Below are 15,408 nucleotides of genomic sequence, written 5' to 3'. Positions count from 1 at the left end.
CCGGATATAAAAAAAATACAATAGTGAGCATTAGAATCCACTTGCAATCCTCACATCGCAGTATCTTTGTTACATCTTACATTTATTATATTACATATATTCTGTTGTGTTGTCAAGTTGTTTTTGTTGTTTTACATATTTTTTGTGTTTTATCGTGTAATCAGCATAAAACATAAATTGCATATTCATTGTCAAGTACCCCACAAAAAATGGAGACATCCTGCGACATCTCCACTTTCACTTAATCTCTATTATTTATCCACATTAATCTCTTTCAAAGATATCTCTTGTGTATACCTTGTCTCTTACATCATCTAAGCATGAATCATATCTGTTGGCAATAATTGCCTGGCTTAATTCTTTAAACTTAGCCAAATCATTTACAACCCTGCTTCCAAAGAATGTTGAACCATCCTCTAATGTTGGCTCGTAAATAATAACTGTGGCACCTTTAGCCTTGATACGCTTCATAACACCCTGGATTGATGACTGACGGAAATTGTCTGAATTAGACTTCATTGTAAGTCTGAATACACCAACAACAACTTCCTTTTCCTTTGATGCATCATAAGCATCACTACCGGTATATGCGCCTGTCAGTTCAAGAACTCTATCTGCTATATAATCCTTACGTGTTCTGTTAGACTCAACTATGGCAGTCATCATGTTCTGTGGAATGTCAGCATAGTTGGCAAGCAACTGCTTTGTATCCTTTGGAAGGCAATATCCACCGTAACCAAATGAAGGATTATTATAATGAGTTCCAATACGAGGATCTAAGCAGACGCCGTTAATAATCTGCTGGGTATTAAGTCCCTTAGACTCTGCATAAGTATCAAGTTCGTTAAAGTATGATACACGAAGTGCAAGATATGTGTTAGCGAAAAGCTTTACAGCCTCTGCCTCTGTAAATCCAATAATTAATGTATCAATATTTTCCTTAATGGCACCTTCCTGTAAAAGACCTGCAAATGTATGTGCAGCCTCTACTAAACGAGGATCGTCTAAATCAGTTCCCACAATAATTCTTGAAGGATAAAGATTGTCGTAAAGAGCCTTAGACTCACGAAGAAATTCAGGGCTGAATATAATATTCTTTGTGTTGTATTTTTCACGTACTGACTCAGTGTATCCTACCGGAATAGTTGACTTAATAACAATAATTGCCTCCGGATTATACTTAAGAACCAATTCAATAACAGCTTCAACTGCTGATGTATCAAAGAAGTTCTTCTTGCTGTCATAATTAGTAGGTGCAGCTACAACTACAAAATCTGCATCCTTATAAGCTGCTTCGGCGTCAAGAGTTGCTGTAAGATTTAATTCCTTCTCTGCCAAATATTTTTCAATGTAATCATCCTGTATTGGTGATTTCTTATTATTAATTAACTCTACCTTCTCCGGGATAATGTCAACAGCCATAACCTCATGATGCTGTGACAAAAATGTTGCTATAGACAAGCCAACATAACCTGTTCCTGCTACTGCAATTTTCATAAAGTAACCTCACTTTCATTTATGTTTATAAAATAGTATTTTCTGTTTAATCAAAATGCTTTCTATATTATAAAGCATTTTGTTAAAGTGTGCAAATTATTTAAAGATTTTATTATTAATATTTCAAACTTTTCAAAGAAAAAGCGGAAACACCTCTACGATGCCTCCGCTTTTTCACTATATTTGCTTCACTAATGTAAAGCCATTATTTTTTATCCTAATTTTTTCCTACAAATTCGTATATCCCATCAGTGACTCATCTACTTCCTTTGCGCAGTCTCTTCCCTCACGGATAGCCCACACAACTAATGACTGGCCTCTATGAACATCTCCTGCCGTGAATACGTTTTCTACACTTGTTGCATATTTTCCGGGCATTGTGGCAATGTTGGTTCTAGGAGTTGTATCCACCTTAAATGCCTTTGTCACATAATCTTCACTACCTAAAAATCCTGCTGCAATAAGTACTAACTGACAATCAACTTCGTATTCACTGCCCGGTATTTCTACCATATTCATACGACCTGTTTTCTCGTCTTTTTTAGCCTCCAGTTTAACAAGGATAAGTTTACATAAGTTTCCTTCTTTGTCTTTAACAAACTCCTTAACTGTAGTCTGGTATACTCTTGGGTCATGACCAAACACAGCTATGGCTTCTTCCTGACCATAATCTGTTTTGCAGATTCTAGGCCACTCAGGCCAAGGATTATTAGCTGCTCTCTCATCCGGTGCCTTAGGCATCATTTCCAACTGCAAAACACTTTTAGCTCCATGTCTGATACTTGTTCCCACGCAGTCATTTCCTGTATCACCACCACCGATTATTACTACATCCTTATCTTTTGCAGACACATAGGTGCCATCAACTAATTTGCCGTTATCCAGAAGGCTTTTGGTAGTAGACGTAAGGAAGTCAACAGCGAAATAAATTCCCTTTGCATCTCTTCCCTTTGCATTAATATCTCTTGCATGCCTTGAGCCACAGGCTAAAACTACTTTATCGTATTTCTTAAGAATATCTGCTGCCTTAACATCTTTTCCTACATTTGTGTTAGTAACAAATGTAACTCCCTCTTCCTTCATAATATTAACTTTTCTGTCAATAATATGCTTCTCTAATTTCATGTTAGGAATACCGTACATGAGAAGTCCGCCGATTCTGTCGTCTCTTTCATATACCGTCACACTGTGACCACGCTTATTAAGCTGATCTGCCACTGCCAGTCCTGAAGGGCCTGAGCCAATTACAGCAACCTTCTTTCCTGTTCTTACATGAGGTGCCTTTGCACTGGCATATCCCTTTTCATAAGCATTTTCTATAATAAGGTGCTCATTTGCCCTGACACTTACCGCATCACCGTTTAAACCGCATGTGCAGGCTTTCTCACATAATGCCGGACAAACTCTTGAAGTAAACTCCGGAAAGTTATTTGTTTTATGAAGACGATTATAAGCCTGCTCCATATTTCCGTTGTATAACAAATCATTCCACTCAGGAATTAAATTGTTAAGAGGACATCCTGAAACCATTCCTGCTATAACCTTACCATTCTGGCAAAACGGGACTCCACAGTCCATACATCTTGCAGCCTGACATTTCTGTTTATCCACAGACAGAGGTTCGTGGAACTCGTTAAAATTTTTTATTCTCTCTTTTGGCGAAGTTGCCTTTGCTTCTTCACGTTCATATTCTAAAAATCCTGTTGGTTTACCCATCTTCGTTTCCTCCTCTATCTTGTAGCTGCATAGAATGCTTCAATCTGTGCCTGTTCAGGATTAAGACCCTTTTCTTCCATCTTTGCTATTGCGTTAAGCATCTTCTTATAGTCATAAGGTATAATCTTTTTGAATTTCGGAAGGTACTCTTCAAAATTATCCAAGATTTCTTTACCCTTAACTGAATTTGTATATTTAACATGGTCTTCTATCATTGCCTTAAGTTCTAATACATCGTACTTATTTGAAAGTTCCTCCGTAGATACCAATGACTTATTAACCTTTCTGTACAAATCATTATTTTCATCTAGTACATAGGCAACTCCGCCACTCATACCTGCTGCAAAGTTCTTTCCTACCTTACCGATTACTGCGACACGTCCGCCTGTCATGTATTCGCATCCGTGATCTCCTACTCCTTCAACTACCGTAGTTGCACCGGAATTTCTTACACAGAAACGTTCTCCGGCAACACCGTTAATATAGGCTTTACCACTGGTTGCACCGTAAAAGGCAACGTTTCCAATGATGATATTTTCATCCTGCTTAAAGGTTGAACCCTTTGGCGGTTTAACAACAATTTTACCACCGGACAATCCCTTTCCTAAGTAGTCATTGCTGTCACCTGTAAGCTCAATTGTCATGCCGTTTGGTATAAATGCACCAAAGCTCTGACCACCTGCGCCGTTACATTTAATAATGTACATATCATCATCTAATGTGTCATTATAGCGTTTTGTTATTTCAGAACCAAATATTGTACCAAATGACCTGTCAATGTTAGTTACATCTACCTCAACTGTTGCAGGCTTTTTAGCCTCCAGCGCCTTTCCTAATTTTTTAAGAAGAACTGTCACATCCTTAGTACTTTCTAACTTAAAGTCATATACATTTTTCTTTAGGTACTGAACCCTTGTGTCTGCAAAATCTGTGCTTAAGATTCTTGACAAATCAACTTCCTTTGCTCTCTCAGGTGCAATATTGTCTTTAACCTTTAATAAATCAACTCTTCCTACTAATTCATCTATTGTTCTTACACCTAACTTAGCCATGTATTCTCTTAATTCCTGAGCAATAAACTTCATGAAATTAATTACATATTCAGGTTTTCCCTTAAATCTCTTACGAAGTTCAGGATTCTGTGTTGCCACACCTACAGGACATGTATCAAGGTTACATACTCTCATCATTACACAGCCCATTGTTACAAGAGGTGCTGTGGCAAATCCATATTCCTCTGCACCAAGCATGGCTGCAATTGCCACGTCTCTACCACTCATTAACTTACCATCTGTTTCCACTACAACCTTATTTCTAAGTCCGTTGGCAATAAGAGTCTGATGAGCTTCTGCCAATCCTAATTCCCAAGGAAGTCCTGCATTGTAAATTGAGTTTTCAGGAGCTGCTCCGGTACCTCCGTCAAAACCTGAAATCAGTATTACCTGGGCACCTGCCTTTGCAACACCTGCCGCAACTGTACCAACACCTGCCTCTGACACTAATTTAACTGAAATTCTTGCATCTCTGTTAGAATTCTTCAAGTCGTAAATCAACTGTGCCAAATCTTCAATAGAATATATATCATGATGTGGTGGTGGTGAAATAAGACTTACTCCCGGTGTCGAATATCTTGTTTTAGCTACCCATGGATAAACCTTCTTTCCAGGCAAGTGTCCGCCTTCTCCCGGTTTTGCCCCCTGAGCCATTTTAATCTGAATTTCTTCAGCACTTACAAGATATCTTGATGTAACACCAAAACGTCCTGATGCCACCTGTTTAATTTTTGAACATTTATTAAGTCCGTCTTCTCCTATTGTAAGACGCTCTACGGATTCTCCACCTTCACCTGAGTTTGAACGGCCGCCAATCATATTCATGGCAATAGCCATTGTCTCATGAGCCTCCTGTGAAATAGAACCATATGACATGGCACCGGTTTTAAATCTCTTTACAATAGAATCAACACTTTCTACTTCATCTATAGGAATACCACCGTCTTCCGGATAATTAAAGTCCATAAGACCTCTTAAATGTACCGGTGACATTTCCTCATCTATCATATGAGTATATTGTTTAAACAGCTCATAATTATTAGTCCATGTTGCCTGCTGCAATGTATGAATAGTAGCAGGATTGTACTTGTGTTCCTCCTTACCGCTTCTAAGCTTGTGGTCACCACTGCTTTCCAATGTAAGGTCTACATCTAATCCCAATGGGTCAAATGCCTTAGAATGAAGTGTTTCAACACTGTTTTCAATATCCTTTAATGTAATTCCTTCCACACGGCTTACTGTTCCTGTGAAATATTTATCTATAACATCTTTACTGATACCAATTGCTTCAAATATCTGTGAGCCCTGATATGACTGGATAGTTGAAATTCCCATTTTTGATGCAATTTTAACTATTCCGCTAAGTATTGCCTCGTTGTAATCATCAATTGCCGCATATGGATCTTTGTTAATCATTTCCTCTTCTACCATTTGTTTAATGGTGTCATGGGCAAGGTATGGATTAACGGCACTGGCACCATATCCTAATAATGTTGCAAAGTGATGTACGGCTCTTGGCTCACCACTTTCTAATACCAAAGAAAGTGTAGTTCTTTTCTTTGTTTTAACTAAATACTGATGTACTGCCGAAACTGCCAGCAATGATGGAATCTGTACATGGTACTCATCCACTCCTCTATCTGATAAGATAATAATGTTAGCTCCATCTTTGTGTGCCTTATCCACATCCACAAATACCTGATCTATAGCTTTTTCAAGAGATATTCCCTTGTAATATACAATAGGAACAACTGCTGTTTTAAATCCCGGTACATTAATGTTTTTAAGTTTCAAAATATCCGTATTAGTAAGTATCGGATTGTGAATCTTCAATACTTTACAGTTTTCCGGCTTTTCCTCTAAGATATTTCCGTCTTTACCAATATATACCGATGTAGAAGTTACTATTTCCTCTCTGATTGCATCAATTGGAGGATTAGTAACCTGTGCAAATAACTGCTTGAAGTAGTTAAATAACGGATGGGTTCTGTCACTTAAAACTGCAAGAGGTGTATCTTTTCCCATTGCCTTTGTAGCTTCCATTCCATTATTTGCCATCGGAATAATTCTCTTTAAATCTTCAAAAGAATACCCAAAATTTTTCTGCAATCTTTGTCTTTCTTCTTTTTCGTATGTTTCTACCTTAACATTAGGAATATGAATGTCCTTTAAGTACACAAGATTGTTGTTAAGCCATTCACCGTATGGCTTTCTTGCTGCATATTCTTCTTTTAATTCATCATCATCTATTAGCTTTCCATTTACTGTATCAACTAACAGCATACGACCCGGGCGAAGTCTTTCCTTGGCAACTATTTTAGACGGATCAATATCTAAAACACCTACCTCTGAAGAAAGGATCAGCTGGTCATCATTTGTAATATAATATCTTGACGGACGAAGACCATTTCTGTCAAGAATTGCTCCCATGTAATCTCCATCGGAAAACAGGATAGATGCAGGTCCGTCCCAAGGTTCCATCATTGTGGCATAATACTGATAGAAGTCTCTTTTTGACTGGCTTATTGTGTCATTTTTCTCCCATGGTTCAGGGATACACATCATAACTGCCAATGGCAAATCTACACCATTCATTACTAAAAACTCTAATGTATTATCAAGCATTGCTGAGTCTGAGCCCTGTGTGTCTACTACAGGCATAACCTTTGTCAAAGACTTCTGCATATATTCGCTGGACATGGATTCTTCTCTGGCAAGCATATTGTCGGCGTTACCACGGATTGTATTAATTTCTCCATTATGAACAATAAATCTGTTTGGATGTGCACGTCTCCAGCTTGGCTGTGTGTTAGTTGAAAATCTTGAGTGAACTAAAGCTATTGCTGACTCGTAATTTTTGTCCATAAGGTCTGCGAAAAACGGACCTAACTGATTAACAAGAAACATTCCCTTATATACAATAGTTCTGCTGGAAAGAGATACTGTGTATGTTCCTGTATTACTGTGAGAGAAAACTCTTCTTACTATATAAAGCATACGGTCAAAGGCTATTCCCTTTTCAACTTCTTCCGGTTTCTTAATGAAACACTGCATTATATGTGGCATGCACTCTAATGCCTTTGTTCCCAATACTTCCGGATGAACAGGTACTTCTCTCCATCCTAAAAACTCTAATCCCTCTTTCTGGGCAATGATTTCAAACATTTTCATTTCCCTGTTACGCTTTAACTCATCCTGTGGCATGAAGAACATACCTACGCCATATTCTCTTTCTCCTCCAATGTCAAAGCCTAAAGGTTTAGTAACCTTCTTAAAAAATTTGTGGGAAATCTGTAGCATAATACCTACACCGTCACCGGTTTTTCCTTCAGCATCTTTACCTGCACGATGTTCAAGGTTTTCTACAATTTTTAAGGCATTTTCTACTGTGGCATGACTTTTTACGCCTTTGATGTTTACAACAGCTCCTATACCGCAGTTGTCGTGTTCAAAGCGTGAATCATACAAACCATCTTCTTTTGCTTTTTCAAATAACACATTTTGATCCATGAATTTGTCCTCCTGTAAAAAAAGAGGTGCAAAGGGACATAGTATCTCTACTATGGTGCCCCATTGCACCTCTTTCTTGTTCTTTACTTAATTTTATAAACTATTTTATCAAAAAAATCAAGTAAAATTAAGTTTAAATATTAAGTTTTATGATTTTATTAAGTTCTGATGTGTTAAACCTTCCCACCAGCCCTTTGTTTCTTTAAATTTTTAATCATTTAGGAAGTCTTTAATCTTTTTGCTTCTAACAGGATTTCTCAGTTTTCTTAATGCCTTTGCTTCAATCTGTCTGATACGTTCCCTTGTTACGTTAAAGATTTTTCCTACTTCTTCAAGAGTTCTCGGATGTCCATCCCTTAAACCAAATCGTAAAATAATTACTTCTCTTTCTCTATCCTTCAAATCCTTAAGCAGCACATCAATATGTTCACGAAGCATAACCGACTCAATATTGGCTTCTGGTGTAACCGTATTATTGTCTGCTACAAAATCTCCTAAGTTAGAGTCATCCTCTTCACCGATAGGTGTTTCAAGGGATGCCGGCTCTCTTGCAATCTGCATAATCTCTAAAACCTTCTCCTCAGTCATGTCTAAGGCATCTGCTAATTCCTTAGTAGATGGCTCATAACCTAACTCAAGAGTAAGTTTTCTCTGCATCTTTGACATTCTATTAATAGTTTCTACCATATGAACAGGTACTCGGATAGTTCTGGCATGGTCCGCTAAAGCTCTTGTAACGGACTGTCTAATCCACCATGTTGCATATGTACTTAACTTGTAACCTTTAGTATAATCGAACTTTTCTACGCCTTTAATAAGACCTAAGTTTCCTTCCTGAACCAAATCAAGGAAACTCATTCCACGTCCGGTATATCTTTTTGCAATACTAACTACAAGACGGAGATTAGCCTCTATTAATTTCTCTTTTGCGGCAACGTCACCTTCTGTCTTACGTTTTGCAAGTTCAAGTTCTTCATCGGCGGTCAACAATGCTACTGTACCAATTTCCTTTAAGTACATTCTTACAGGATCTTCAGTTCCTACACCCTCGAGCAAATCCACGGCATCTAATTCTACTGCCTCTTCATCATCATTTTCAAAATCCTCGTCTGTAGGTCCTAATAAATCTTCTGCATCAATGTCTACCAATGCTATGTCTTCATCAGTCGGTTCGGCAGCAAGGTCTGAATCACTTGGTTCTACATCATCTAGTGAATCTGACTCAAACTCATCTTCCTCATTACCTTCCTCAACCGGTTCCGGTTTCTTAGCATCTTTCACATCTTTTTCTGCACTTTTTGGCTCTGCATCAGACATAACAACGCTAATTTCAGCCTCACTTAGTCTCGCAAGTATAGTGATTTCCTGCTTTGCAGTCAACTTGTCCTCTGAAAAATAATCTTTAATTTCTGATGTTGTTATCTGGTTATTCTGTCCCTGACATTTTTCAACCAGCTCTTCAACTTTTTGATTAAAATCTTGTTGTTTCAATACAGTATCCTTTCTAAATCACGAAACTTCTGTTTCTCTTTAAAGTATCTGTCGGTCCACATTATATTATACACAAAAATTGACCGGTGTAAACACACCAGTCAATTTTTTTTGTTTTCTTGTTGAAAATTACAACTATATGTTATTTTTTCAAATCATCCGGTGATACAATAGGTGACCAGCCGTCATCCTGCCCCGGATATTCTTCTGTTACTGTTTCGCCTTTTTTATTTGTCTTTGGCTCTTTGTTTTGAGATTCTTCTATAATAGAAATATTATCCCAGTAGTTTGTTTCTTTATTGTTCTTATTACCTTTTTTGCTGCTCTTTTTTGAGTTTTTTTTGCTTTTTGCTGTTGTTTCATCACCTGCTACCGGTAAATCTTCGTTACCATTTTCAGCTGTTGTCACATTTTCATTACCTGCTTTCACTGTTGTCTCAACCTGAGCTGCTGTTGCGTTATTAGTCTGCGGTGTATCACTATCTTTGCCTTTTTTTGAAACAACTACTGCCACTATTATTGCAATTACTATAACTGCTACTAATGCTATGGCAATTATATTTTTTTTCTTTTTATCCATCTCTATCTCCTCCTTGTATAATATGTGATGCCACCTTCTTCGATCAGCGGCAGTTCATCGGAAACGTTTTTCTAAAATGTTCCCTCCTCTTTATTTAGTGTAACATTTTTCTATAATTGTCCCAATTCCATTATAATCTGGGCTATGGCATTTTCTGTGTTTTTAACCGTAATTCTGTCTGCTATTTTCTTTACATATGGAATAGCATTACCCACTGCATAGCCTATATCTGCACATTCTAAAAGAGATATATCATTTTCATAATCTCCTATGCCTAACGTGGTATGAATGTCAATACCTAAATGTTCCTTCATGTATCTGACCGCTGCCCCCTTACCACTGTGTGCACTGTTTACTTCAATGCCCTCCGGCCAGCTTAAATCAAATATGAAGTCTTCTCCAAACTTCTCCTTTAAATCCTTTTGAAGTTTAGGGGTTATATTTTCATTTTGGAAAAGCAATATTTTTAACGGTTCACTGTCTAAACTGTCCATAAACCGGGCTAAAGCTTTAGGTTCGCCTTTATGCTCCTTTGAATCAAAATGAGCACTTTCAAACTTACCGTCTTTACTTATTGTGTTAACCCAATAAGTTTCTGCTTCCTTCCAGTTGTCATTTACATATGTTAAAAGTTCAAGGGTCTTTTTCCTGTTCATATGCCAGGTTTTAATAATCCTATCCCTTTTCTCATCATAAATAACTGCACCATTCAGTGATACTATGGGAGCATTCACCTTGAACTGACCTTCAAACAGCTTTGCATGGTCGGGAAATCTCCCGGTGGCTAAAGTAAACAACCCACCTTCTTTTTGAAAATATCTGATAGCTTCAGCATTTTCCTGTGATACTTTTCCCGGTTCATATGTTAATGTTCCATCGCAATCTGTACAAATCAAATATCCTGTAAATTTTCCCATTTTACTTTTCCTGTTTTTGTATTTCTATCCCTTTCGACACATTTTACAATTATACCAAAAAAATAGCAATAACTAACATTTTAAAGTCATTTTTATGTTAATATAGACATAGTTTATCATCGAAAGGAGGCTTTATATGGCAATAACTAACATTTTAAAGTCATTTTTATGTTAATATAGACATAGTTTATCATCGAAAGGAGGCTTTATATGGCAATAACTAACATTTTAAAGTCATTTTTATGTTAATATAGACATAGTTTATCATCGAAAGGAGGCTTTATATGGCAATAACTCTCACTTTAATTGCTATTGTTTTATTTTCATGTATATTAGCAGACAAATTTTCCGGCAAATTTGGTATGCCTGCTCTTATTCTTTTTATGACTATCGGTATGCTGTTTGGATGCGATGGTTTCTTTAAGATTCAGTTTGACAACTACGACTTTGCAGAAAAAATATGTACTGTTTCTCTTAGTTTCATTATGTTTTATGGTGGTTTTAATACCAAGTGGAAAACTGCCGGAAATGTTGCCGGACGTGCTATATGCCTGTCTACTGTAGGGGTACTTATTACTGCCGGCATAACAGGTGTGTTTTGCTATTTTGTTTTACACCTTAGTTATGCGGAAAGTTTTCTTATTGGTGCCGTATTATCATCTACTGATGCCGCCAGTGTTTTCTCTATTCTCAGGACAAAAAAACTTAATCTAAAAAATAGCACTGCCCCTCTTTTAGAAATTGAAAGTGGTAGTAACGACCCTGTTTCATACCTTCTTACAATGATAGGTATCATTATATTAAATGGTGGGAAACTTACTAATCTTCCATATTTTACTTTTGCACAGATTGTTTACGGTATTGCTATTGGAGTAATCATTGCTGGTTTAGGTATTGTAATTCTTACAAAAACCTCCCTTATTTCCGATGGATTAGATACTATTTTTATGATTGCCCTTATTATTTTTTCCTTTGGTGTTTCAACTGCCATTGACGGAAATGCCTTTTTAACTGTGTATCTTTTAGGAATAATATTAGGAAACAGTAAAATTAAAAATAAAAAAATTATGATTCCTTTTTTTGACGGACTTACAAGTCTGGCGCAAATTCTTATTTTCTTTTTGTTAGGACTTCTTGCATTTCCTCATAAGTTTGTGGCAATTATAATTCCGTCTCTTTTCATTGCAATATTTTTAACGCTAATAGCACGACCTATAGCCGTTTTTTCAATATTAGCACCTTTTAAATGTAGTTACAGGCAATGTCTTTTAGTTTCATGGGCAGGACTGCGTGGTGCTGCCTCCATTGTGTTTTCCATTATGGTTGTAGCCAGTGGCAGGGATGTTCCTTTTGACATTTTTCACATAGTTTTTATGGTGGCACTGTTTTCCGTAGCAATACAGGGTACCTTAATTCCCTATGTAGCCAGAAAACTTAATATGATTGATGACAATGATGATGTCCGTAAAACTTTCAACGATTATCAGGAAGAATCTGCCATTACATTAATGCGAATGTATATACCTAAAGGACACAACTGGGAAAATAAGCTTGTAAGTGATGTTAATATGCCTACCAATTCCCTTGCCATTATGATAAAAAGAAATGGCGACACCATTATTCCCAATGGTGATACGAAAATCCTTGGAGGCGACAGCGTTATATTAAGTGTTCCTTCCTATGAACCTTCCGGAAAAGAGAATCTTGAAGAAGTGGTTATTGACAAAAATCACAGCTGGTGTGACAAGCGTATTCAGGATTTAGATCTCCCTGAGAATGTGCTAATTGCCCTTATAAAACGTGGAGACGAAAGTCTTATTCCTGATGGAGGGACATATATAAGAAGGAACGATGTAGTGGTTACTTATAGGTAATTTTTTTAACTACATATTCTTAATACAAAGCAGCAGATTCCGGCACCATATTATTTCATTCCGGAATCTGCTTATTAGTTTTTAATTTTATTTATCCAGCAACGCCCTAAGCAACATAATATGATATTCTTCATCTTTTATTATTCTTGCCATTATCTGATTGATATTTTTATCTTTTATCATATTCATATGTCGGCGGTACTGGTTAATGGCAATTCGCTCACCTTCAATGTCTGCCCACAGCATATTTCGTATATCTCCACCTATTTTTACATTAGACGGTGACCACATTACCTGCCTTCCTGTGGAATTTTTTGTTGTAAAATCTAATGTTCCTCCCAACAGGCATATTAATTCTCCTAATTTTTGAAGATGAATCATTTCTGCCATGGCTATTCCCAATATAATTTGAGCTATCTCGCATTTATTGCCGGACATTCTTCCTTCCTGATTTATATACTGCATGGTTGATGTCATTTCAGATGACTGACCGCAATAATCCAATGCAAGCAACTCTGCATACGCCTTGTTTCTTTCTTTTACCTTTATTTCCGGATACGGAAGTGCAACCAGTGCTGGCTTTACACTGGAAAAATTGCATTTATTAGTTAGCATGTCTTCTATCATTTATTTTCCCCACAATGTTTTATATATTAATATATGTATTTTTAGGCAAAGGGTACTTGTTTATAATAAAATTGCTTTTGTTTTAATAAGGCATTACTTTTTTGCTGCTAAAATAGTATACTATGAGTATGATTTTTAAGTAGAATATGATGTAAGCGAGTGGCATAATGTATTTTTGCACACACATCATATTATAAAAGGAAATCTTTATCAGGTATTATGAATTAACAAGGAGGCAACAAGATGAATACAATAAAATTAAGCAATACAGATTTTCATGTTCCAGCAGTTGCTGCCGGATGTATGCGAATTAACTGCTTAGATGAAAAAGCCCTTAGCAGTTATATCGAGGGATGTATTGAACTTGGAATTAATTTTTTTGACCATGCTGATATTTACGCAGGTGGCGAATGTGAGAAACTTTTTGGACAGGCTCTTTCTAATATGAATATTAACCGTGAGGATATTGTTCTTCAATCAAAATGTGGAATCATTCCCGGTGTAATGTACGATTTTTCCAAAGAACACATTATCAATTCTGTGGATGGCATTCTTAAAAGATTAGGTACTGATTATCTTGATATTCTTTTACTTCACCGCCCGGATGCATTGGTGGAACCGGAAGAGGTTGCCCAGGCTTTTGATATTTTGGAAAGCTCAGGAAAGGTTAGACATTTTGGTGTTTCTAACCAAAAACCTATGCAAATGGAACTGCTTCAGAAATATGTTAGACAAAAGCTGGTTGTAAACCAAATTCAATATAGTATTCCTTTTTCTAATATTGTAGCTAATGGTATGGAAGTTAATATGCTTACTGATGGTGCAATTGACCGGGACGGAAGTGTTTTAGATTACTGTCGTCTAAAAGATATAACTATTCAGACATGGTCGCCTTTCCAATATGGATTTTTTGAAGGTGTTTTTATTGGCAGTGACAAATATCCGGAACTTAATAAAGTCCTAAATGAATTAGCAGATAAGTATAATGTTACTCCAACCACCATTGCTACTGCATGGATTTTAAGGCACCCTGCCAATATGCAGGTTATAGCCGGCACTACAAAGCTTTCAAGAATGAAAGAGATTGCGGCTGCAACCTCTGTTAAATTAGAACGTTCCGAATGGTACCGTCTTTATTTGTCAGCCGGACATATGTTACCATAATGGAAATTTTATGACGATAATGCGTTTATTGTGTTAGCACAAATGATGTTGTTACAGTGCCAATAATGTTGTATTTATTTAAGTGGTGTACCAGACATACTTTACTAAAAAATCCACATAGCATTACTCTTTAACGGGTGTTTGCTAAGTGGATTTTTATATGCACTTATATAATTGTGCTATTTATTCTTTTTTCAATATTAGTTCTTACGATATTTTTAATTAGGACGGATTAGTTATGGTCACCATCTTCTATTATTTAATTAGAATAGATTAGTCATTGTCACCATCTTCTATTTTTTTAATAGGATAGTTTAGTCATCATCACCATCTTCTATTATTTCGTCTTCTATATCTCTATCGGCATCAAAAGCTATCTGCTCTATGGTCCAACGTTTTATTTTTCCTGAAACAGATAACGTTGTAATAAGGTCAATCAGTCCTGTAACGGCAAAGATAATACCTGTGCATTGAATAAAGAAATCGCCTGCAGTCTTTGTTCCATTATCATTGGAATTCATTGGCATCATTAAAACTGAAATTCCCAAAAGAATACATATTATGGCAAATACGAGTAATGGCACCCAATGGTTGCCCATTCTTTTAAGGTCAATGGCATTTTCAACTTTCATTAATCCACTTATTATGATTATTATTGCTATAACATAAGTTATAATTGATAATATAAGTTTCATGCATGCTAATACAAGTATTCCTGCTGCAATAAGCACTATGCCTACCACTAATTCATATCTGTAAAAGTCTTTTATTACATTGCTTCTTTTGTATTCAATGATATTTCTGATTCCCATTACAAACAAAATCATTGCCAAAATAACGCATACTCCTGTCATTATTTTGCCGGGATATTTCCACATAAGTATTCCCATTAAAATGCTTAGCAATGAGTAGATAATCATTTCCCATTTTAGATTTTTTAAATAACTCATAGTCGGTACCTCCTTTTATTTGGTAGTTGT

10 protein-coding genes are annotated in these 15,408 nt (G+C 36.4%); 2 read left to right on the top strand and 8 right to left on the bottom strand.

Translation table 11 applies throughout. From position 1 onward, the window contains the following. Positions 1-264: 264 nt before the first annotated feature. From Q5O30_RS00580 to Q5O30_RS00555, 6 genes are all read right to left on the bottom strand, one after another. Positions 265-1,497 carry a nucleotide sugar dehydrogenase gene (locus Q5O30_RS00580; protein ID WP_021951829.1) on the bottom strand — a complete coding sequence of 411 codons (1,233 nt, stop codon included), beginning with the start codon at positions 1,495-1,497 and terminating at the stop codon, positions 265-267. Positions 1,498-1,725: 228 nt separating this feature from the next. Beyond that, positions 1,726-3,213 (bottom strand): glutamate synthase subunit beta, encoded by a 1,488-nt coding sequence (locus Q5O30_RS00575; RefSeq protein ID WP_021951828.1) that lies wholly within the window; start codon positions 3,211-3,213, stop codon positions 1,726-1,728. 14 nt (positions 3,214-3,227) lie between these two features. Then, on the bottom strand, positions 3,228-7,775 hold the full coding sequence (gene gltB, locus Q5O30_RS00570; RefSeq protein WP_021951827.1) for a glutamate synthase large subunit: 4,548 nt from the start codon (positions 7,773-7,775) through the stop codon (positions 3,228-3,230). Between the two features lie 210 nt (positions 7,776-7,985). Further along, positions 7,986-9,266, bottom strand: coding sequence for an RNA polymerase sigma factor RpoD (rpoD, locus tag Q5O30_RS00565; protein WP_021951826.1), 1,281 nt, complete (start codon positions 9,264-9,266; stop codon positions 7,986-7,988). 142 nt (positions 9,267-9,408) lie between these two features. Then, on the bottom strand, positions 9,409-9,846 hold the full coding sequence (locus Q5O30_RS00560) for a hypothetical protein (protein WP_021951825.1): 438 nt from the start codon (positions 9,844-9,846) through the stop codon (positions 9,409-9,411). Positions 9,847-9,956: 110 nt separating this feature from the next. Beyond that, positions 9,957-10,763, bottom strand: a complete 807-nt coding sequence (locus Q5O30_RS00555) for a Cof-type HAD-IIB family hydrolase (RefSeq protein ID WP_021951824.1) — start codon at positions 10,761-10,763, stop codon at positions 9,957-9,959. A gap of 284 nt (positions 10,764-11,047) precedes the next feature. On the opposite strand from Q5O30_RS00555, the gene Q5O30_RS00550 reads away from it, so the two are divergent. Next, complete coding sequence (locus Q5O30_RS00550; RefSeq protein ID WP_021951823.1) at positions 11,048-12,637, top strand: potassium/proton antiporter; 1,590 nt, start codon at positions 11,048-11,050, stop codon at positions 12,635-12,637. A gap of 87 nt (positions 12,638-12,724) precedes the next feature. Here the strand turns inward: Q5O30_RS00550 and Q5O30_RS00545 are convergent, their stop codons facing one another. After that, positions 12,725-13,264, bottom strand: coding sequence for a ferritin-like domain-containing protein (locus tag Q5O30_RS00545; protein ID WP_021951822.1), 540 nt, complete (start codon positions 13,262-13,264; stop codon positions 12,725-12,727). 243 nt (positions 13,265-13,507) lie between these two features. On the opposite strand from Q5O30_RS00545, the gene Q5O30_RS00540 reads away from it, so the two are divergent. Continuing rightward, a complete protein-coding gene (locus tag Q5O30_RS00540; RefSeq protein ID WP_021951821.1) occupies positions 13,508-14,428 on the top strand; it encodes an aldo/keto reductase family oxidoreductase in 921 nt (306 codons plus the stop codon). A 314-nt stretch (positions 14,429-14,742) separates the two neighbouring features. Here the strand turns inward: Q5O30_RS00540 and Q5O30_RS00535 are convergent, their stop codons facing one another. Beyond that, positions 14,743-15,378 carry an HdeD family acid-resistance protein gene (locus Q5O30_RS00535; RefSeq protein ID WP_021951820.1) on the bottom strand — a complete coding sequence of 212 codons (636 nt, stop codon included), beginning with the start codon at positions 15,376-15,378 and terminating at the stop codon, positions 14,743-14,745. Between the last annotated feature and the right edge of the window lie 30 nt (positions 15,379-15,408).

The organism is Eubacterium sp. CAG:161 (genome assembly GCF_000432355.1).
In the GTDB taxonomy this organism is placed as follows: Bacteria; Bacillota; Clostridia; order Lachnospirales; family Lachnospiraceae; genus Eubacterium_G; species Eubacterium_G segne.
This window is presented reverse-complemented; position numbering and strand designations above follow the sequence as displayed.